At 37.3% G+C, this 20104-nt stretch carries 24 protein-coding genes; all 24 read left to right on the forward strand.

Annotated features, from left to right (window positions below; translation table 11 throughout):
• Positions 1-292: 292 nt before the first annotated feature.
• The 24 genes from aroE (at position 293) to IGL17_RS06760 (ending at position 19929) form a co-directional block, all read left to right on the forward strand.
• Positions 293-1159, forward strand: coding sequence for a shikimate dehydrogenase (aroE, locus tag IGL17_RS06645; protein ID WP_002377421.1), 867 nt, complete (start codon positions 293-295; stop codon positions 1157-1159).
• 36 nt (positions 1160-1195) lie between these two features.
• On the forward strand, positions 1196-2221 hold the full coding sequence (gene aroF / locus IGL17_RS06650; RefSeq protein ID WP_002363948.1) for a 3-deoxy-7-phosphoheptulonate synthase: 1026 nt from the start codon (positions 1196-1198) through the stop codon (positions 2219-2221).
• Positions 2222-2243: 22 nt separating this feature from the next.
• Positions 2244-3320 carry a 3-dehydroquinate synthase gene (aroB, locus tag IGL17_RS06655; RefSeq protein ID WP_078126767.1) on the forward strand — a complete coding sequence of 359 codons (1077 nt, stop codon included), beginning with the start codon at positions 2244-2246 and terminating at the stop codon, positions 3318-3320.
• Position 3321: 1 nt separating this feature from the next.
• Entirely contained in the window at positions 3322-4488 is a 1167-nt protein-coding gene (aroC, locus tag IGL17_RS06660) for a chorismate synthase (protein ID WP_010713405.1), read from the forward strand.
• 33 nt (positions 4489-4521) lie between these two features.
• Positions 4522-5616 (forward strand): prephenate dehydrogenase, encoded by a 1095-nt coding sequence (locus IGL17_RS06665; protein WP_002382322.1) that lies wholly within the window; start codon positions 4522-4524, stop codon positions 5614-5616.
• 6 nt (positions 5617-5622) lie between these two features.
• Complete coding sequence (aroA, locus tag IGL17_RS06670) at positions 5623-6909, forward strand: 3-phosphoshikimate 1-carboxyvinyltransferase (protein ID WP_002374853.1); 1287 nt, start codon at positions 5623-5625, stop codon at positions 6907-6909.
• 19 nt (positions 6910-6928) lie between these two features.
• Positions 6929-7435, forward strand: coding sequence for a shikimate kinase (locus IGL17_RS06675; protein WP_010713403.1), 507 nt, complete (start codon positions 6929-6931; stop codon positions 7433-7435).
• A 7-nt stretch (positions 7436-7442) separates the two neighbouring features.
• On the forward strand, positions 7443-8291 hold the full coding sequence (pheA, locus tag IGL17_RS06680) for a prephenate dehydratase (protein ID WP_016617963.1): 849 nt from the start codon (positions 7443-7445) through the stop codon (positions 8289-8291).
• Between the two features lie 143 nt (positions 8292-8434).
• Positions 8435-9607 carry an LCP family protein gene (locus IGL17_RS06685; RefSeq protein WP_002365661.1) on the forward strand — a complete coding sequence of 391 codons (1173 nt, stop codon included), beginning with the start codon at positions 8435-8437 and terminating at the stop codon, positions 9605-9607.
• Between the two features lie 75 nt (positions 9608-9682).
• Complete coding sequence (locus IGL17_RS06690) at positions 9683-10531, forward strand: DegV family protein (RefSeq protein WP_002382324.1); 849 nt, start codon at positions 9683-9685, stop codon at positions 10529-10531.
• A 193-nt stretch (positions 10532-10724) separates the two neighbouring features.
• Positions 10725-10919, forward strand: coding sequence for a hypothetical protein (locus IGL17_RS06695; RefSeq protein ID WP_002357574.1), 195 nt, complete (start codon positions 10725-10727; stop codon positions 10917-10919).
• Between the two features lie 11 nt (positions 10920-10930).
• Positions 10931-11407 carry a hypothetical protein gene (locus IGL17_RS06700; protein ID WP_002365662.1) on the forward strand — a complete coding sequence of 159 codons (477 nt, stop codon included), beginning with the start codon at positions 10931-10933 and terminating at the stop codon, positions 11405-11407.
• Positions 11408-11484: 77 nt separating this feature from the next.
• Positions 11485-11817 (forward strand): ACP phosphodiesterase, encoded by a 333-nt coding sequence (locus IGL17_RS06705; protein ID WP_002357572.1) that lies wholly within the window; start codon positions 11485-11487, stop codon positions 11815-11817.
• A 35-nt stretch (positions 11818-11852) separates the two neighbouring features.
• Positions 11853-13907, forward strand: coding sequence for a cation:proton antiporter (locus IGL17_RS06710; RefSeq protein ID WP_002360309.1), 2055 nt, complete (start codon positions 11853-11855; stop codon positions 13905-13907).
• Between the two features lie 370 nt (positions 13908-14277).
• Complete coding sequence (locus IGL17_RS06715; protein ID WP_010824652.1) at positions 14278-14571, forward strand: WXG100 family type VII secretion target; 294 nt, start codon at positions 14278-14280, stop codon at positions 14569-14571.
• A gap of 25 nt (positions 14572-14596) precedes the next feature.
• Positions 14597-14863 carry a YiaA/YiaB family inner membrane protein gene (locus tag IGL17_RS06720; protein WP_010828797.1) on the forward strand — a complete coding sequence of 89 codons (267 nt, stop codon included), beginning with the start codon at positions 14597-14599 and terminating at the stop codon, positions 14861-14863.
• An 81-nt stretch (positions 14864-14944) separates the two neighbouring features.
• Positions 14945-15199, forward strand: coding sequence for a hypothetical protein (locus IGL17_RS06725; RefSeq protein ID WP_010828798.1), 255 nt, complete (start codon positions 14945-14947; stop codon positions 15197-15199).
• Positions 15200-15208: 9 nt separating this feature from the next.
• The gene (locus tag IGL17_RS06730; RefSeq protein WP_002354889.1) at positions 15209-15571 is read left to right on the forward strand and encodes a hypothetical protein; all 363 of its coding nucleotides are present in this window, start codon (positions 15209-15211) and stop codon (positions 15569-15571) included.
• Positions 15562-16980 carry a T7SS effector LXG polymorphic toxin gene (locus tag IGL17_RS06735; RefSeq protein WP_256856918.1) on the forward strand — a complete coding sequence of 473 codons (1419 nt, stop codon included), beginning with the start codon at positions 15562-15564 and terminating at the stop codon, positions 16978-16980. Before IGL17_RS06730 ends, IGL17_RS06735 begins: the two co-directional genes overlap by 10 nt.
• A 17-nt stretch (positions 16981-16997) precedes the next feature.
• Complete coding sequence (locus tag IGL17_RS06740; protein WP_025193367.1) at positions 16998-17474, forward strand: hypothetical protein; 477 nt, start codon at positions 16998-17000, stop codon at positions 17472-17474.
• 326 nt (positions 17475-17800) lie between these two features.
• Positions 17801-18862 carry an EndoU domain-containing protein gene (locus tag IGL17_RS06745; RefSeq protein WP_016618382.1) on the forward strand — a complete coding sequence of 354 codons (1062 nt, stop codon included), beginning with the start codon at positions 17801-17803 and terminating at the stop codon, positions 18860-18862.
• Positions 18863-18876: 14 nt separating this feature from the next.
• Positions 18877-19284, forward strand: a complete 408-nt coding sequence (locus tag IGL17_RS06750; protein WP_002409212.1) for a hypothetical protein — start codon at positions 18877-18879, stop codon at positions 19282-19284.
• A 112-nt stretch (positions 19285-19396) separates the two neighbouring features.
• Positions 19397-19609 carry a hypothetical protein gene (locus IGL17_RS06755; protein ID WP_078126765.1) on the forward strand — a complete coding sequence of 71 codons (213 nt, stop codon included), beginning with the start codon at positions 19397-19399 and terminating at the stop codon, positions 19607-19609.
• Between the two features lie 98 nt (positions 19610-19707).
• A complete protein-coding gene (locus IGL17_RS06760; protein WP_025193366.1) occupies positions 19708-19929 on the forward strand; it encodes a hypothetical protein in 222 nt (73 codons plus the stop codon).
• Positions 19930-20104: the final 175 nt, after the last annotated feature.

Raw genomic sequence — 20104 nt, forward strand, 5'->3', positions numbered from 1 at the left:
AAGAAAAACCATACACAACTGAATAACTTTTACTTTAGCTATTTTAGATAGGTTTGTATTCATAACATTATGGGTACAGACAACAAACGTTTGTATCTATAATGGCTAGGGAAATTTAAGATGACTTTCAGCCATGTAGATTTAAGAAAATCTATAGTGGCTTTTATATTGCTTTTTTGTAGGGTATTCACTGTAGATTTTTCTTAAAATTTACTGTGAATATCCTTTTTGTTTGGCCAAAAATTAGGATTTCAGAAACTTACTAAAAAAATTTCGTAAAGGAGCACACAGGATGAAAGAAATAACTGGATCTACTCGTTTAGCTGGGCTATTCGCGAAACCCAGCCAACACAGTATTTCACCGTTGATTCATAATACAGCATTTCAAAATTTAGGAGTTGATGCTCGGTATCTGGCGTTTGACGTTGGACAAGAGACATTGCCACAAGCAATTGAAGCGATTCGAACGTTTCACATGTTAGGGGCCAACTTATCAATGCCCAATAAAGTGGCGGCTGTAAGTTATATGGATGAACTAAGTCCTACCGCCCAACTGGTTGGCGCGATTAATACGATTGTCAACAAAGATGGAAAACTTTACGGAGACAGCACGGATGGTACTGGTTTTATGTGGAGTTTGAAAGAGAAAAAGGTTGACGTTTTTCAGAATAAAATGACCATCTTAGGAACAGGTGGTGCAGCCTTATCAATCATTGCCCAAGCTGCTTTAGATGGCGTGAAAGAAATCGCCGTTTACAACAGGAAAAGCGCGGGGTTTAACGACAGTCAAAAAAAACTGGCAAATTTCACTGAACGAACCAACTGTGTAATTCATTTAAACGATTTAGCGGATACTGAAAAACTAGCAAAAGATGTTGCTGAAAGCGTCTTGTTAGTTAATGCAACGAGTGTGGGTATGCATCCACATGCACATAGTAGTCCTATAGAAAATTATGCAATGATTCAACCGAAGTTATTCGTGTATGATGCTATTTATAATCCCAGAGAAACACAGTTATTAAAAGAAGCCCGTTTACGTGGCGCAGAAACAAGCAACGGCTTGGACATGCTACTTTATCAAGGAGCTGCTGCTTTTGAACAATGGACAGGACAAAAAATGCCTGTATCAGTCGTAAAACGTAAAATTGAAAATAGATAAAAAGAGCGCCGTTTAAAGGCATGAGGAGAGAATATAATGATCGTAATTATGAAAGAAAATGCAACCGAAAAGCAAATGAAACAAGTCATTGATTTAGTAACAGGTGCAGGCTTAACTACTCAAACAAGTCAAGATAATGGAAAAACAGTGATAGGCTTGATTGGTGATACAGAAAAATTAGTTGAAGCAGAGTTAACAGCATTAGAAGGCGTGGAGAAAAGTGTCCGCATTTCGTTGTCATACAAACTAACGAGTCGTTTATTTCATCCAGAGAATACAGTGGTTGATGTGAACGGTGTTAAAATCGGTGACGGCAGTATGACCATGATGGCGGGCCCTTGTTCAATCGAAAGCTTAGATCAGATTCGTGAATGTGCGCGAATTGCTAAAGCTGGCGGTGCAACAATTTTACGAGGTGGTGCATTCAAACCTAGAACGTCGCCATACGCTTTCCAAGGACTAGAAGAAGAAGGACTAAAATATATTCGCCAAGCGGCTGATGAATTAGATATGCAAGTCATTACAGAAGTAATGGATGAAGCGAATTTAGAACTTGTCGCAAAATACAGTGACATTTTACAAATCGGTGCGCGCAACATGCAAAATTTCAAGTTATTACAAGCGGTTGGTAAAACTGGAAAACCTATTGGCTTAAAACGCGGGATTGCTGGTACGATTGATGAATGGCTAAACGCAGCTGAATACATTGCTGCGCAAGGGAATTTCAATGTGATCTTCATTGAACGTGGGATTCGTACGTACGAAACCGCTACGCGCAATACACTTGATTTAAGTGCGGTGCCTTTAATTAAAAAATTAAGTCATTTTCCAATTATTGTTGATCCGAGTCATGGTGTTGGTATCTGGGATTTAGTACCGCCAATGGCCCGAGCAGGTGTTGCTTCAGGTGCGGACGGCTTGATTGTAGAAATTCACCCAGATCCAGCGAATGCGTGGTCAGATGGGCCACAATCCTTGAATGAAAAAACTTACCTACGTATGATGAAAGAAGTTCATATCATCGAAAAAGCAATGAAAGAAATTAATGCTTTAGAAGATTAGTAAAGACAGAGGAGTAGAGGACATGAAATTAACCGTAACGTTACCTACACATTCATATGATTTAACCATCGAAACAGGTGCCTTAGATAAAATTGGCACCTGGGTACGTAGCCTGTGGCAGCCACAACGGGTAGCGATTATTACCGATGAAACGGTGAATAAATTATATGGCGCAGCTGTTGAGAAAGAATTGCAAGCTGCTGGTTTTGAAACATCATTGATTGCTGTAGCGGCAGGTGAACAAAGTAAGAGCCTCGAAACAGCTCAACTGCTTTATGATTTTTTAGCGGAACAGCAATTGACTCGAAGTGATGGTCTAATTGCTTTAGGTGGAGGCGTTGTGGGAGATCTAGCTGGATTTGTCGCTTCAACCTATATGCGCGGTATTCACTTTTTGCAAGTACCAACAACCTTACTGGCACAAGTAGATAGTAGCATTGGAGGTAAAACAGCGGTTAACACTAAAAAAGCCAAAAATCTTGTTGGTACTTTTGCCCAACCAGATGGGGTTTTAATTGATCCTAATACACTTAAAACATTAGAACCTAGACGTGTGCGTGAAGGAATTGCAGAAATTGTAAAATCAGCAGCTATCGCTGATGTTGAATTGTGGCACCGTTTATCCTCTTTGGAAAATGAACAAGATTTAGTGGCACATGCAGAAGAAATTATCACGGCCTGTTGCAAGATTAAACGTGATGTCGTCGAAGAAGATGAATTAGATTTGGGCTTACGTTTGATTCTGAATTTTGGGCATACGATCGGCCACGCATTAGAAAATACAGCTGGTTACGGGGTGATTGCTCACGGTGAAGGCGTTTCTTTAGGAATGATTCAAATAACTCAAGTCGCAGAACAACGAGGGCTTTCCCCACTTGGGACTACCCAAGAGTTGGTCACCATGCTAGAAAAGTTCCATTTACCAGTAACGACAGATTGTTGGCCAGAAGAACGTCTCTATCAAGCAATTACACATGATAAAAAAACACGTGGGGGACAGATTAAAATCATTGTCTTAGAAAAAATTGGTCAAGCGAAAATTGTCTCTTTACCAACGGAAGAAATTCGAGCATTTTTAAATAGAGAAGGAGGAATTTAAGATGCGCTTTATTACAGCAGGCGAATCACATGGACCTGAATTAACTGCTATTATTGAAGGCTTACCAGCCGGTCTTCCTTTAAGTAGCGAAGAGATTAACCGAGAATTAGCAAGACGTCAAGGCGGTTACGGTCGTGGGGGACGGATGAAAATTGAAAAAGACCAAGTACGTATTACTTCGGGCATTCGGCATGGTAAAACACTTGGCTCACCAGTAACGTTGATTGTCGAAAACAAAGACTGGAAAAATTGGACCTCCGTGATGTCAGTAGAGCCAGTTCCTGAAAAACAAAAGAAAATCCGCCGCGTCAGCAAACCACGTCCAGGACATGCTGATTTAGTCGGTGGCATGAAATATCAACATGATGATTTACGGAATGTTTTAGAACGGTCTTCGGCACGAGAAACAACGATGCGTGTGGCGATTGGTGCAGTTGCTAAAAAACTCTTAGCTGAACTGAATATCCAAGTCGCTGGGCATGTCGCAGTATTAGGCGGGATTGAAGCTACGATCCCTGAAAATTTAACGATCCGTGAAATTCAAGAACGGTCTGAACAATCTGCCGTTCGCGTATTAGATCCTTCCGTAGAAGAAAAAATGAAAGAACTAATTGACCAAACCAAGAAAAATGGCGATACAATTGGTGGGGTAGTAGAAGTACTTGTGGGTGGCGTTCCAGCTGGCTTAGGTAGCTATGTTCAATGGGATCGTAAACTAGATGCCAAAATTGCGCAAGCTGTTGTAAGCATCAATGCTTTTAAAGGTGCTGAGTTTGGCATTGGATTTGAAATGGCGCAACGCCCTGGTAGTCAAGTGATGGACGAGATTGTTTGGGACGAAAGTACAGGTTATACCAGAACTTCCAACAATTTAGGCGGTTTTGAAGGAGGAATGACCAACGGAATGCCAATCATCGTTCGTGGTGTCATGAAACCTATTCCAACCCTTTATAAACCATTACAAAGCGTGAATATTGATACAAAAGAGCCTTATAAGGCCAGCGTTGAGCGCTCTGATAGCACGGCGGTACCGGCCGCTAGCGTTGTTTGTGAAGCCGTTGTTGCAACGGAAGTAGCGAAGGCTATGCTCGAAAAATTTGATAGTGACTCATTTGAACAAATGAAAGAAGCAGTGAAACGTTATCGCCTATATACTCAAAACTTTTAATGGAAGAAAGTCGCAAGTATATGGAGGGAAAAAATGAAGAAACGTATTTTAATCGTAGGATTAGGGCTAATCGGGAGTTCACTGGCTTTGTGTATCAAAAAAGGGCATCCAAACAGTGAGATTATCGGTTTCGATAATCAAGCGGAGGCAACTGAATTTGCTAAGAAAACGGGTCTAATTGATGAGATAGCTGAATCTTTAACAAGTGGGGCAAGACGAGCAGAGATTATTTTTCTTTGTTCCCCAGTTAAAGCAACTTTAGTACAACTAGAAGAATTAAACCAATTATCACTAGAAACTGCTCTGATCACAGATGTGGGTAGTACCAAGGTGGAAATTAATCAGTTAGCAACAAAGCTTAACATGAAAAATTTTATTGGTGGTCATCCAATGGCTGGTTCACATAAATCCGGCGTAACAGCCGCTGATGAACGTTTGTTTGAAAATGCCTACTATATTTTTACCGATGACCATGGCGAAAAAAACAAACAGATTCAGGAGTTACAAACGTTACTAAAAGGAACGCATGCGAAGTTTATTACGATGCCTGCACAGGAACATGATGAAATTACTGGTGCTCTAAGTCACTTGCCACATATTGTTGCCGCAGCTTTAGTGAACGAAAGTCAGCAACTGAATACCACTTACCCTAGAGCGCAGCAGCTAGCGGCTGGAGGATTCAGAGATATTACTCGAATTGCTTCCTCTGATGCAACGATGTGGACGGATATTTTATTAAGCAATCGCTTAGTATTATTGGACTTACTAGAAAATTGGCAAAAAGAGATGACTACTGTTTGCCAATGGTTAACAGAAAAAAATGCCCCAGCTATTCGTAATTTTTTTGATAAGGCCAAAGAAACACGTGCTCAGTTGCCCATTCATAAAGAAGGCGCAATCCCAGCTTTCTATGATCTGTTTGTTGATGTACCAGATCAACCAGGAATCATTGCTGAAATTACGCAAATTTTAGGCGAAGCGGACCTTTCTCTTACAAATATTAAAATTTTAGAAACGAGAGAAGAAATCTATGGGATTCTTCAATTGTCTTTTAAAAATCAACCAGACTGCCAAGCTGCAAAACAAATTTTATCTAAAAAAACGAACTATACGTGTTACGAAAAATAAGAGGTGATGAGGGTGCAACTACGTACAAATGTGAAACATTTACAAGGGACTCTGATGGTTCCTAGCGACAAATCGATTTCCCATAGAAGTATTATGTTTGGAGCGATTTCTTCTGGAAAAACGACGATTACAAATTTTCTAAGAGGCGAAGATTGTTTAAGTACCTTAGCGGCGTTTCGTTCTTTAGGTGTGAACATTGAAGATGACGGGACGACAATCACCGTTGAGGGGCAAGGATTTGCAGGTTTAAAAAAGGCGAAGAATACAATTGATGTTGGGAATTCAGGGACAACAATTCGTCTGATGCTGGGCATTTTAGCTGGCTGTCCCTTTGAAACGCGCCTAGCTGGTGATGCGTCTATTGCTAAACGACCGATGAATCGTGTGATGCTTCCTTTAAACCAAATGGGAGCGGAATGTCAAGGGGTTCAGCAAACGGAGTTTCCGCCAATTTCTATTCGCGGGACTCAAAATTTGCAACCGATTGACTACACAATGCCTGTTGCAAGTGCTCAAGTTAAATCGGCTATTTTATTCGCCGCTTTGCAAGCCAAGGGCACTTCTGTAGTGGTTGAGAAAGAAAAGACACGTGATCATACAGAAGAGATGATTCGACAATTTGGTGGGACGCTTGAAGTAGACGGTAAAAAAATTATGTTAACTGGACCGCAACAATTAACAGGTCAAAATGTGGTAGTTCCTGGTGATATCTCTTCTGCAGCTTTCTTTTTAGTTGCGGGTTTAGTAGTCCCAGATAGCGAGATACTTCTGAAAAATGTTGGCTTAAATCAAACGCGGACAGGTATTTTAGATGTGATTAAAAACATGGGTGGTTCCGTCACTATTTTAAATGAAGATGAGGCCAATCACTCTGGCGATTTACTTGTAAAAACGAGTCAATTAACAGCTACAGAGATTGGTGGCGCTATTATCCCACGTTTAATTGATGAGTTACCGATTATTGCTTTGTTAGCTACTCAGGCTACTGGCACGACAATCATTCGAGATGCAGAAGAATTGAAAGTCAAAGAAACCAATCGGATTGATGCAGTAGCGAAAGAATTAACAATTTTAGGCGCCGACATCACGCCTACTGATGATGGCTTAATTATACATGGACCAACTTCTTTACATGGTGGAAGAGTTACCAGTTATGGGGATCATCGTATCGGGATGATGTTACAAATTGCTGCATTACTTGTAAAAGAAGGCACTGTTGAATTAGATAAGGCTGAAGCAGTTTCAGTTTCTTATCCAGCATTTTTTGACGACTTAGAACGTTTAAGTTGTTAACGAAGGAGGATAACGAACCATGGAAAGCATTGTTTTAATTGGTTTCATGGGTGCGGGTAAAACAACTATCGGCCAAAGTTTGGCCAATAAACTAAAGATGCCTCATCTTGATTTAGATACAGCGTTAATGGAAAAAATAGGACGCTCAATTCCTGACTATTTCGAAAAATATGGTGAAGCAGCTTTCCGAGAACAGGAAACCCAACTTTTAAAGGAGCTGTCAAAAAATACAGCCGTCCTTTCAACTGGGGGCGGGATTGTTGTCGGACCAGAAAATCGTAGCTTATTAAAATCTTTTCAGCAAGTGATTTATTTACATGCGACACCAGAAGAGCTGTTAAAAAGAATCGCAGAAGATACTGAAAACCAACGCCCCTTAGCTATAGAACGTTCTTCAAAAGAAATCATTACTTTATTTGAGTCTCGTAAAAATTTTTATGAAGAATGTGCGAAGATGACAATTGATACGACCAATCGCTCACCAGAAGAAATTATCAATGAAATTCTGCAACAATTAAAGGAGTAGAGAAACGATGAAAATTGGTTATTTAGGTCCGATTGGTTCCTTTACGTACAGTGCAACGTTGGCTGCTTTTCCTGATGCTACATTGATACCGTACGCATCGATTCCAGCTTGCTTGAAAGCAATTGAACAGCAAGAAGTGGCATGTAGCATTATTCCAATAGAAAACACGATTGAAGGAACTGTTAACGCATCGATAGATTATTTGTATCATCAAGCGCAGTTACCTGTCCAAGCAGAGTTAGTTTTACCGATTCAACAACAATTAATGGTGGCAAAAGAGAATCAAGCGATTTGGCAACAAAGTCAGAAAATTTTATCACATCCGCAAGCATTAGCTCAATCGCAGATGTTTCTAGAGAAAAACTTTCCAGAAGCGATTTTAGAAGCAACGCCTTCAACAGCTTACGCCGCCAAATACATTGCAGAACATCCAGAATTACCTTTTGCAGCTATTGCACCAAAACTTTCTGCGGAAATGTATGATTTGACCATTGTTGAAAAAAATATACAAGATTTATCGGTAAATCAAACCCGATTTTGGGTTCTTGGTTCTGAAAATTTAGCGATTTCTTTCCCGCTATCTGAGAAAAAAATAACGTTGGCGATTACGATGCCAAGTAATGTTCCTGGCTCTTTACACAAAGCATTAAGCGTGTTTAGTTGGCGAGGGATTAATCTTAGCAAAATAGAATCGCGGCCGTTGAAAACAAAGCTCGGAGAGTACTTCTTTTTAATGGACTTAGTGAATGATCAACCAGAAAAACTAATTGAAGCAGCTTTAACAGAACTGGAACTGATTGGCGCAGAAATAAAAATTTTAGGGGATTACCCGATCTATGTTTTGTCCACACTTTAAAGAGTTAAAAATGAAAATGAAGCTTACTTATTAGATAAAGTGAGTTTCATTTTTTATTAAATTACATATTTGTAATAGGAATTTCCTGCGAAATGAGGTATCCTAAGAAAGGTGATAAAACACAGAGGTAAAGGAGTGACACGATGAGTCGTGTAGATCGTTATAAACATATTCATGAAAAATCGAGACCAGCAGAGCATAAAAAGACCTTTAATCCCCGAAAATCAATGGGTGAACATAGAGAAGAAGAACCAGAAGAACTAGCTGAAAGCCTTCAAGAGCCAGTTTACGAAGACAGCTATACTGAGGACAGTCGCAGAAGTGAGAGGCGACATCAAACAGATTCAGGTGGTGGCAACGGTTCTGACCAACCACCCCGCGGAAAAAAAGACAAGAAACCAAAAAAGAAACGTAAAAAATCAAAAACAAAACGCTTTTTCAAATGGCTAGTGATCCTATTGATTCTGTTATTTGCCTATAGTACAGTCATGTTTTTAAAAGGAAAATCTGCAGCAGAACATGATGACTCGTTGCCTCAAGAAAAAGTAGAAACATTTAATGGTGTCAAAAGTAGCAATGGGGCTAAGAATATTTTAATTCTTGGCAGCGATACACGTGGGGAAGATGCTGGACGAGCCGACACAATAATGGTTCTCCAACTAAATGGACCATCAAAAAAACCGAAATTAATTTCATTTATGCGTGATACATTCGTGGACATTCCTGGTGTCGGGCCGAATAAAATTAATGCCGCATACGCTTATGGCGGTGCTGAATTGGTTCGTGAAACGTTAAAACAAAACTTTAATTTAGATACGAAATATTATGCTAAGGTAGATTTCCAATCATTTGAAAAAATTGTTGACTCTATGTTTCCAAAAGGTGTCAAAATCGATGCAGAAAAATCACTGAATTTAGATGGTGTTGATATTGAAAAAGGGCAACAGGTCATGGATGGACATGTCTTACTTCAATACGCTCGCTTTAGGATGGATGAAGAAGGCGACTTTGGTCGGGTTCGTCGCCAACAACAAGTTATGTCAGCTGTAATGAGCCAAATGAAAAACCCAATGACTTTATTAAGAACCCCAGAATCACTTGGGAAATTAGTCGGCTATATGTCGACAGATGTGCCTGTTAGTTTCATGTTAACGAACGGACCATCATTGCTGATTAAAGGAAAAGCAGGGGTTGAGTCATTATCGGTTCCGGTACCAGATTCTTGGAATTTTGGTGAATCCTCTTATGCAGGCAGTATTTTAGAAGTAGATGAACAAAAAAATGCTGACGCCATCGAAAAATTCCTGAACGAATAAGGAAAGCATTTTAAAATATCCTTTTTTATGCTATATTAGAAACAACGTGGAAAATTAGTGAAACGAGGTTACAAAATGAAAATTGCTATTGTGACAGATAGTACAGCTTATTTACCCGAGCGCATTAAAGATCATCCGAATCTTTTTGTAATTCCCATCCCAGTCATTTTAGATGGAAAAATATACAACGAAGGCATTGACATTGAAGCAGATGAATATTATGCATTGCTAAATAATAGTAAAGAATTTCCGACGACTTCACAACCTGCTTTAGGAGAAGTGTTAGAGCTTTACAAATCAATCGCTGAACAAGGGTACGACACCATCATCAGCATTCATCTTTCTTCAGGAATCTCTGGTTTTGTTCATACATTGCACGGACTTACTGATGAAATCCCAGGAGTTGCTTTGTATCCATATGACTCAAAAATTACAAGTATGCCAATGGGACACATGGTAGAAGCTGCTTTAGATTTAACAGAAGAAAAAGCCAGCTTAGAAGAAATTTTTGCCAAATTAGATTTAATTCGTGACAATACGTATGCATATCTAATTGTAGAAGATCTGAACAACTTAGTTCGTGGCGGTCGCTTAACGAATGGCGCAGCCTTGATCGCTGGGCTATTGAAGATTAAACCTATCTTGACTTTTGAAGATGGAAAGATTGTATTATTTGAAAAAATCCGTTCAACAAAGAAAGCTTTTGCTCGTGCAGAAAAGATTATTGGTGAACGAAACGCAGGGATTGAAGCGCCAGTTAAACTGTACGTGATTCATGCCAATAACCGCATCGTTGCTGAAAAAGAACAAGCAAAATTACAAAAGCTATACCCAAATGCAGAAATTGAAATCGGTCATTTTGGTCCAGTTATTGGGACCCACCTAGGGGAAAAAGCAATTGGTTTAGCGATTTCAGCTCAATAATAAAAGATGAGACAAAAGTAAACTACTTCTGTCTCATCTTTTATTCTATTATTTTGTCGTTTGCTGCTGTTACTCAGCCGAATACTTTTTGTTTATAAGAAAATGTAAAATTACTCCTTTTTATTAGAAAATATCTTGCAAATTAAGCAATTCCTTACAAAGTAATGTATACTAAGGAAGAGGAGGCGGTTAAATGAAAAGAAATATAGCCTTGTTGCAAAGCGAAAAAATGAAAAAAGTTCAAGCTTTAGCAAACTACTACCAAGAATCAATTGACTTACCGCCTGGAAAAAACCGTGAGGCGGTTATCAAAAAGATTAACGAATCAAAAAAAGAAATTAAAGAAATAAATGATATATTAACAGATATTCAAAAGAAAAAGAAATAAAGGAGTCGTTTGTGATTATCGATGGATTTACGTTATTGCTATTTTTATTTGTCGTCGTTATGTATGGTTACTTTTACTTCGTACGTAAAAGTATTGTAATTCCGGCTGCAAAACATCCTACAACAAAATATTTAGTTGCTTTTTTTAGTTTAATGATTCTGGCCAATGCATTTTCGGCAGGAGATAAAATTGAAATGATTCGAAGTGTGTTATATATTTTGATTATCTTCAGTTTTCTTTACGATGCAAGAGGTTTTGCGGAGGACTGTATTATTACGCATCCTTTTGACAATCGGGGCACGGCCTTTAAAGATATCGAAAAGATTGTCCTTGTTCAAAAGCCAAACGGTATTCGTTTAGGGTATTTAAAAAAAGGCAGAAGAGGGGTGGTTTTACGCTTTTCTGCGCCACTAGAAGAAATAGTTCTTTTTCTTTCAACACGGATGAATGAAGAGGCAGAAATTGATATTATTGTTAATGAAGATTAACCATGTTCAGCTCCTAGAAATCAGCTTTTCCCGCGTTAAGTTTTGTCTGAATTTCTTTTAAAAAAAAGAAAGCAATTTTGCTTGTACTTTTGGTAAAATTTGTTATAATTAGTCAGATTAAATTTTGGAAGGAAGTTGTTTCGGTGAGTGAAGAATTTGAAAAGTGTGTCGCTGACTTGAAAAAGAAATATCAAGCAATCCCTGAAGAAAAACGACAACACTTTGCAGAACGTATGCAAAAGAAAAATTTCTTACGCTACAAAAAAATTGAATTAATTAAAGGAGAACTTCTTCGTTTAGAAGCACGACGCGCTCAATTGGAACTTTGCGAACGCAGTTCTGAGTTAGAAGAAGTCGAAAAGAAAATTATTCTTAAAAAGAAAAAATTACTTAAATGTTTTGATCGGTAAGTCAATAAAAATTTAATATAGAAGGGAATGATAGGATGGAATTTACCTTTCTAATCATTGTTTTTGCACTGTCTATTACCTTCTCAAACATATTCAACCGGATTGTTCCCGTCATTCCGCTGCCAATTGTGCAAATTATTGTAGGCGTTCTAATTGGTTTAACTAAAATGGGGCAGGAAATTGAATTTGAGCCTGAAGTGTTTTTAGTAATGATTATTGCACCGCTTTTATTTAGAGAAGGGGAGCTAATCAATCTGAAAGCAATGATGAAAAATTTCGGGATGATTCTTTTCTTGGCCTTTTTTGGTGTGTTAATTACCTTAGTCGGAGTCGGCTGGACCCTGCATATGATTTTGCCTACTTTACCATTAGCCGCTTGCTTCGCTTTTGGAGCGGCTCTAGGGCCAACGGATGCGGTGGCGGTAGGTTCGTTATCAGGTCGAATTGACATTCCTGAACGTTCGATGAACATTTTATCTGGTGAAGGACTCATTAATGATGCATCAGGCGTTACAGCCTTTCAATTTGCATTAGCGGCTTTATTAACGGGGTCATTTTCGCCGGTGGAAGCGGCAGGGACCTTGGTTATTTCCAGTATTGGTGGAGCGGTAGTCGGAATCGTGTTAGTTCTATTAAAACAGCAAATTGTTCATTTACTTGAAACTGCAGTGGCAAAAGATGTTACAGGCTACTTGTTGATTGAATTACTCTTGCCATTTATTGCTTATTTAATTTCAGAGTTGATTGGCGTTTCTGGAATTATTGCTGCTGTGATTGCTGGAATTATGCAAGCATCTAGTTTGAAAAAAGTTTCGCTTTTTGAAGCAGAGCTGTCAAATGTTGGCGAAAGTATTTGGAGTATGATTGAGTTCACTTTAAATGCCTTAGTTTTCTTATTCTTAGGAATTGAACTTTCTCAAGTGTTTTCGCCAATTTGGATTGACCAACAATATTCAAACTGGTTCCTACTAATGGTTGTTCTAATTATTAGCGCCGTTGTCTTTTTGATTCGTTTCTTAGCCATTTTCAGTGTTTACACGCTTCAACATGGCCTTAAAAAAGTTAAAAACGCAATGAATGAAATGCTGATTTTAACTTTTGGCGGTGTTAAAGGAACAGTGAGTTTAGCCACCATCTTTATTTTGCCAACAGCGATTAACGGCGAGCATTTTAAAGAACGACCGTTATTACTATTCATTACGGCTTGTGTTATTTTGGTAACTCTGATTGGTGGGATTCTAGTTTTACCATTTTTAACTGATTCAGAGACGGAAGTGGAAAATGAAGAGTCAGTCGAAATTGATTTATTACGTGATGTCATTGATGTCTTAAAACAGCAAAATGAAGAGAATCCTCGTGGTGAAATGAATGCGGTCATTGAAAATTATCAAGATCGTTTAAAAGAATTGTATACCGAGCAGCTAAGTGCGGAACGAAAACAAGAAGTGCAAGAGTTGCGGACGTTAATTGTGTCCATTGAACGAGACGGCTTAGAAGAAAGTCTGAAACAAGGAGAAATTAGTGTCAGAAGTTATCGTATGTATCAACGCTTGATTACACGGATGCAACGGTCAATTGCCAAACAATTATTATCGATTGTAGGCTTTTGGTTATTATTTGCTCGACAAATCATTTCGATTCTTTTACATCCTAAGTTATTTTTCAATCGTGGTGAAGCTTCTGAAGAAGAAAAAGAATTACGAAATGAAGAACTAGAAAATATTCGCCAAGTTTTTCTAAGAAATTCTCAAGTTATTCTGAAGAGTTTAGATAATTTGCGCGGTGTCTATGATGATGATTTAATTGATTTCTTCATTGACGGACGCTTGGATTTAGCCCATAAGTTTGAAAAAGGCGAATTTATTGATTCGTATATTGTTCATACGGAGACAGACTATGTCAAAGACCTATTATTAGGCTTCCAAGAAGAACGACGGATGATTGATCATTACGAACAATCTGAACGCATTTCAATTATCGAAGCGAACGAGTTACGAAAAAATGTCAATTTATTAGAGAGTTATTCGATTAGCGGCGAAGTGAATAATGTTCCGCTGAAACGATTTGTTAAAAATTTTAATAAAGAATAAGTAATAGTGTATGAGAAGAGTTGATATCTCCTTCAAAATTTAAAAATCCTATAACTAAATTTTAAGTACAGACTAAAAACCACCGTAAAATTTTTTATTTTAAAGAATTTTTACGGTGGTTTTTTCTTTATAATAATTATACATTTAATTAAAAATAATAACAAAATCCATTGATAGATATAATTTTTAATAAAATAAATATTTTAATCATTATTCGCAACGTTTGTTTATATTTCTTGATATATGCCTAAAACGTTATTTAATAACAATTTTTAATATTTCGTTAAAAAAACCCTTTATTTATGTGGTGTTTGTGTGTACAATTTAATTATTATAATAATAAATATACGATTAAAAAGGAGTGGTGAAAATGGTAGGGACAGTTGCGGTAACTCCAGAACAACTTAAGAGTCAAGCTAAAGTTTACGCACAAGCCTCGAATCAAATTAACGATGCAATTCGCAAAGTTAATTCAATGAATCAACAAATTTCGCAACAATGGAAAGGCGAAGCATTTCAAGCGTACTTGGAACAATATAATCAATTAGAGGGTAACGTGAAAAAAATGGAAGAATTACTTATTAGCATCAATCAACAATTGAACAAATACGCTGATACTGTCGCACAACGAGATCAACAGGATGCACATTCATTTGGTTTTTAAATAATTATAGTTGTTGGAGGGGAAAATGAATAATCATTTAAAGAAAAAAGCTTATCGAAACACACCAGCTTTTGTGATGTTAGCATGGGGTTCGTTTCTGTTCTTTGTGGTATTAATTTTGGTGGGACTTTATACATTAAAGGAGCCTTTAATGGTAAAGGGATATTATTTAATGGGATCGGTAGGGTTAATTTCTTCTTCATTCACTTTATCTAAAGTCATTAGAGATAATCAAGAAGATGAAGAAAGATATAATCAGATGTTTCGAGCACATGAAGAATCAGAAGAGTAAGAAATTTCTTCTGATTTTTAATGAATTGAAAGGGCATTCTTTTGAATGCTCTTTTTATATAATAATTAAAGGAGGAAGTTGATGGTAAAAATCGCATCCAATCAAGGCGCTGCCCAAAAGGCAATTGCCGGGATCAAGAATGTATCTGTGAATAAAAATCAAACATGTCATTTAGGAGAAAGCAATATTTCAAGCATGAAAAAAGGGGTTAAAGTCAGTAATCAACTGCTCAATCAATTAGCAAAAGTAGTCAATGGTGTCAACGCACAAGCCAATAAATTCCCCAAATTAGCGGCAACGATGGCGGCTAGAGATAGCCAAACAACGTTTAAATAAGGAGAAACGATGGAAAAGGATACGAATGAAAAATTAAGAAGGAACTATGCGGAACAGATTGTCGAAAAAGAACGAGCGATGGATCAATTGTCGAAGGAAAAGAAGCAAATCCAAACCATTTTTGGTACACTAGAGTCTGAACTAACCAGAAATTTCCGCGAACTTGAGCAACTCAATGCAGAAGTGATTCATAAAGGCGGTAAGTCGACGCGTTGGGAGCAAGAGGAGCTCTCTGGAAAACAACGCTATTTAAGGGGCTTTTTACAACAACAGACACATGAATTAAGTCAAAGATACACAAAAGCAACCGCACAATCGAATGAAGAACGACTACAGCTCCAAAGAGAAAGGAGTCGGTTGTCATGGGATTAATCTACTCCAGTAGCGATTCTTCAGCAATGATGCGTGCGCTGTCCAGCAACCTAGCAGTTGCCCGAACAACCACCAGTGAGCTAACAGCTGGTTGTCAGCAACTAATCGCAGCTATCGACGGTCATACATTGTCTGGCGCTGCCTATAATGCGGGAAAAGGGCTATTTTCAGAATTAGTGATTCCGACGATTCATCGAATGACTGCCGCCGTTGATAACGTCCAAAGTGATTTGGCCAAATACAGCGCTGCGGATGCGTTTATTGCCAGTGAAGGTTTTTTAGATGAAGACAAACTCAAATTAAAAATAAAAATCATGAAAGCCAACCAACAATTATTGCACGATTCTGCTAGGGCAGTCGCCACATTAGCCCATAGTCAGCCGATTCCAGGAATTTATGAACTCTTACAAAATGCCCAACGGACCTTTATTAAAATGGCTGATAGTATGCAACAGGACATTGACAAGCTCCACAAGCAAATACAAAAGCTCAATGAGTTTGACCGACAAACCAAAAACCTGTTCGCCACTAGCTTAGAAGAAATGGAATTGGCGATGCAAGGGATCTTAGTCCTGAATGAAACAACTGTCAAAAGCAACGGCCTCTATACCTTGCCAAGTGGTGTGGATAAAAGTTACTTTACGGAAATTAAAAAAGCTGAAACAGCGGAAATGAAAGACAAACAGTTATTAAAAGATTGCACTATTTTGTACATCCATGACAAATCACGAAATTTTGAGTATTATATGTTAGAAAAGGACGGCTATATTTATCAGATTGATAAAAACGAATTAACTGGAAGTCTAGCATCCCTTGTTAAAAAATACGATTTAGATGTCTTGAAATTGACCCCGAAAGAACTGACAATACGAGCCAATAACCAACAGAAAAAAGGCTATAATTATCTTGATAAAAATGAAAAAATCCCAGGATTAGGCACCTTATCCCATGGACAAGCGATTATGGACGACTTGCAAGAATCAGGCGTTTGGGATTCCTTGTGGTCAGTAGGAATGGGCGTTGCGTCAGCAAGAAATGCGCAGACATTTTCAGGGAAAGTTAGTGGAACGGATAACGCTGTTTTAAGAGGAAGTAAAAACGGAAAGACTTATGTGTTAGATAAGCCTAAAAGTGCTGGGAATGTGAGTTATAAGAAAGCTAGTGGGGCTAAAGTGACAGTAGAGACAACTACGAATAGTAAAATACCTACAATACACAAGGCAAATACTGTGATAAAACGAGTAGATGAAAATGGTAATTTAATTAGTGAAAGAATTTTTGATGATAAAGGACGAGTAATTAAAGATATTCACCATACTGATCATGGCAATCCTAAAATGCATCCCAAAGTTCCACACGAACATATATGGGATTGGTCAGACCCTAAAAAACCAAGACCATCAAAATAATGGATAGGAGATTGTTTATGAAAGGATTAATAATTAGTGAATTAAAAACAGGTTATGTAGCAAATATGGCAGAAATATTTAATATACTTCCACAAAAAGAATTAGAGAAAATGTGGCTTATTAGTAACTACGAGTGTAATATTTATCCATTTGAACAGATACCAATAGACAAAGACTATGTTTGGATAAAGGGAACTGAACTAAAAGAGCTTTTTAATCAAGAAGAAATAATGTTTATTTGGGGGGTATTTACAAGCTTTCCAATTAATACTGAACTAAAAGATGTTTTACAGGTTCCACTACCAATAGCAGATGGAAATGAAACCTTGTGGAAGTCAAAAATAGAAATAATTCATCCTTTAGGAGATACAGAATTTATTGCATGGGATGGTATAGTTTTATTGATCAAGTCAAAGGATATAACTATTATTAATGAATTTACAAAAGAATATTCTTCTGTATCTAAAGATTTAGAAGAATATAACTCAAATTAAATAAAAAAGGCACTTTACTATCTGATTGGCGTTGGATAGCAAAGCCTTGACTAGCAAGCTGTAACTCACTAATCAAGTTTTCAATATCTAATAAAATCTAGTTGTGTATTCATTATAAAAAAAGAGAGTGATTGTAGTTGATTCAAACTATAATCACTTTGTTTAAAATAAATACAGCATCTAAAATTAAAAATCATGCCTGCACGATAACAAACTTTACATAATATCAATCTATAAGTCGTAATATTCAAGACATCGATAAGTTCAAAAAACGCAATGATTTCGCCCTGCAAATCAATGGCTTATTTAAAAACAGCCTCAACGAAATGGAACTTGCGATGCAAGGGATCTTAGTCCTGAATGAAACAACTGTCAAAAGCAACGGCCTCTACACCTTGCCAAGTGGTGTTGATAAAAGTTACTTCACGGAGATTAAAAAAGATACTAAAAATGAAGTGACTGACAAACAGCTGTTAGCGGGTTGCACCATTCTTTATGTTCATGATAAAAAGAACGGTTTCAATTATTACATGCTAGAAAAGGACGGCTATTCTTACCGAATAGACGAGAAAAAACTATCAGGAAACTTGGCTTCTCTAGTAAAAAAATATGACTTAGATGTAGTAGAACTGACGTCAAAGGAACTGACTACCCGGGTCAATAACCAACAGAAAAAAGGTTATAATTACTTTGAAAAAGATGACAGAGTAAGAGGATTAGGTCTCCTGTCAAAAGGTCAAGGAGTCATGGATGAAATCCAAGAGTCAGGTTTGTGGGATTCCTTGTGGATGTTAGGCTTAAGTACCGCAGCAATCCGAAGTACCCAGACATTTTCAAAAGAAACTGGTAGCACGGGTAATGTCTTAAAAGGAAGTAAGAATGGACAGGCTTATACTCTTGATCGGAATAAGAGTGCTGGAAATGCGGTTTATAAGAAAGTTAGTGGGGCTAAATCAGTTATTACTCCAGAAATGGAAGAGAAAATCCTTTGGGGACAAAGGAAAAATCCTACTAAGAATGAAATAATTGGTGGGCATTCTTCAAGTATTAACAATAACCATCCAAACTTTGCAACTGAAACTATCAAAATTAATCCTGATGGTACAAAAGACATCAAAATTGTTACCCAATTTCCAGATGGAAATCTTTCTAAAATAAAAAATAGTACAGTTTTTCCAAATGGATGGAGTGATACTAAAATTTTAGATAGTATTAAGAATGTTGGTAACTCACCTACAATAAGTGTTAGAGGACGAGACGGAGCAACATGGCATAGAACAATTGTTGATGGTGTAGAGATAGATGTAATTAAGCTAGGAGATAATATTGTAAGTGGATATCCAACAGGGAAAGTAAATGCACCGATTCCAGGAGGATTTACTAAATAGAGGAGGAGAAATTAATGTATGAAAAAGTAGATGAAGTTTTATCTGAGAATAGTTCAGACAATTACTTTTTTGATGATGAATTTTTGTATGTACAAGAATTATTAAGTGGATTTACAGAAAATGATTGGAAAGATTTAACTCATAATTTAAAGAATAAGGAAGAAAAGTATAAAATTAGGTTAGCCTATTGTATTGATGAGGAAACAGGTATTAATGGCTTCAATGTATTATTAGAATTGCTACATGAAAATGATGAGGTAGTTGAATATGCTTTAGATTCATTACGTTCATTTGATGGAGAACCATACAGAAATTTGATTATTTCAGACAAGGCAATAATCGGAAAAGCAGAAAATTTATTAAAAAATGCTAGTTTACCAGTAAAACGAATTTTGGAAGCATTTTTACAACAAAATAAATAAAAAAGGCACTTTAATATCTGATCAGCTTAGGTTAGTAAAGTCTTGACTAGTAAGCGCAATCTCACTAATCAAATTGCCAATAACTACCAAAAGCTAACTGTATATTCATTTATTGCACGATTCTGCTAGGGCAGTCGCCACATTAGCCCATAGTCAGCCGATTCCAGGAATTTATGAACTCTTACAAAATGCCCAACGGACCTTTATTAAGATGGCTGATAGTATGCAACAAGACATTGCCAAGCTCCACAAGCAAATTCAAAAGCTCAATGAGTTTGACCGACAAACCAAAAACTTATTCGCCACTAGCTTAGAAGAAATGTAGTTGGCGATGCAAGAGATCTTAGTCCTGAATGAAACAACTGTAACTTTTGGGATGGACTGTTCTCCTATGAAATCTTATCTGAAAAGAGCATTTCAGAAATGATTAAAAAACATGCAGGAAATGAAAAAGAACATTACGGACTTGGAATTTGGTTGGCCAATCCAACAAAAAATCATACGCATATTTATATTGAAGGTTGTGATCCCGGTGTTTCCTGTATTTCACTGTTCAATCCTTTGGGAAAAGATATATACACAGTTTTTAGTAATTATGAAGACAATGTTTGGGAGCTTGCTCGAGGCTATTTATCAAGAAAATAAAGAACATACAGAACCTTGGGCAAAACGGGTTTGAATTTTTGTCCAAAGTTAAGGTTCGCTACATATGAAATTCTCTCTTGACGAAGATTATTCTGAACGTCTATAATTTATTTTTTTGGTAGCCGCATACGCTGATTTTTGATACAATAAGCAAGACCAAAATAGAAGGAGTTGG

The sequence above is a fragment of the Enterococcus sp. AZ088 genome (genome assembly GCF_051714845.1).
Taxonomy (GTDB): Bacteria; Bacillota; Bacilli; order Lactobacillales; family Enterococcaceae; genus Enterococcus; species Enterococcus faecalis.

Bases quoted from the DNA above. Each gene is read 5' to 3' on its own strand.
- IGL17_RS06675 (WP_010713403.1), top strand. From the start codon at position 6,929: ATGGAAAGCATTGTTTTAATTGGTTTCATGGGTGCGGGTAAAACAACT.
- IGL17_RS06740 (WP_025193367.1), top strand. From the start codon at position 16,998: ATGAAAGGATTAATAATTAGTGAATTAAAAACAGGTTATGTAGCAAAT.
- IGL17_RS06715 (WP_010824652.1), top strand. From the start codon at position 14,278: ATGGTAGGGACAGTTGCGGTAACTCCAGAACAACTTAAGAGTCAAGCT.
- aroB (WP_078126767.1), top strand. From the start codon at position 2,244: ATGAAATTAACCGTAACGTTACCTACACATTCATATGATTTAACCATC.
- pheA (WP_016617963.1), top strand. From the start codon at position 7,443: ATGAAAATTGGTTATTTAGGTCCGATTGGTTCCTTTACGTACAGTGCA.
- aroA (WP_002374853.1), top strand. From the start codon at position 5,623: ATGAGGGTGCAACTACGTACAAATGTGAAACATTTACAAGGGACTCTG.
- IGL17_RS06730 (WP_002354889.1), top strand. From the start codon at position 15,209: ATGGAAAAGGATACGAATGAAAAATTAAGAAGGAACTATGCGGAACAG.
- IGL17_RS06720 (WP_010828797.1), top strand. From the start codon at position 14,597: ATGAATAATCATTTAAAGAAAAAAGCTTATCGAAACACACCAGCTTTT.
- IGL17_RS06690 (WP_002382324.1), top strand. From the start codon at position 9,683: ATGAAAATTGCTATTGTGACAGATAGTACAGCTTATTTACCCGAGCGC.
- IGL17_RS06745 (WP_016618382.1), top strand. From the start codon at position 17,801: ATGGAACTTGCGATGCAAGGGATCTTAGTCCTGAATGAAACAACTGTC.
- IGL17_RS06665 (WP_002382322.1), top strand. From the start codon at position 4,522: ATGAAGAAACGTATTTTAATCGTAGGATTAGGGCTAATCGGGAGTTCA.
- IGL17_RS06695 (WP_002357574.1), top strand. From the start codon at position 10,725: ATGAAAAGAAATATAGCCTTGTTGCAAAGCGAAAAAATGAAAAAAGTT.
- IGL17_RS06710 (WP_002360309.1), top strand. From the start codon at position 11,853: ATGGAATTTACCTTTCTAATCATTGTTTTTGCACTGTCTATTACCTTC.
- aroC (WP_010713405.1), top strand. From the start codon at position 3,322: ATGCGCTTTATTACAGCAGGCGAATCACATGGACCTGAATTAACTGCT.
- aroE (WP_002377421.1), top strand. From the start codon at position 293: ATGAAAGAAATAACTGGATCTACTCGTTTAGCTGGGCTATTCGCGAAA.
- IGL17_RS06685 (WP_002365661.1), top strand. From the start codon at position 8,435: ATGAGTCGTGTAGATCGTTATAAACATATTCATGAAAAATCGAGACCA.
- IGL17_RS06760 (WP_025193366.1), top strand. From the start codon at position 19,708: ATGATTAAAAAACATGCAGGAAATGAAAAAGAACATTACGGACTTGGA.
- IGL17_RS06750 (WP_002409212.1), top strand. From the start codon at position 18,877: ATGTATGAAAAAGTAGATGAAGTTTTATCTGAGAATAGTTCAGACAAT.
- IGL17_RS06735 (WP_256856918.1), top strand. From the start codon at position 15,562: ATGGGATTAATCTACTCCAGTAGCGATTCTTCAGCAATGATGCGTGCG.
- IGL17_RS06725 (WP_010828798.1), top strand. From the start codon at position 14,945: ATGGTAAAAATCGCATCCAATCAAGGCGCTGCCCAAAAGGCAATTGCC.
- aroF (WP_002363948.1), top strand. From the start codon at position 1,196: ATGATCGTAATTATGAAAGAAAATGCAACCGAAAAGCAAATGAAACAA.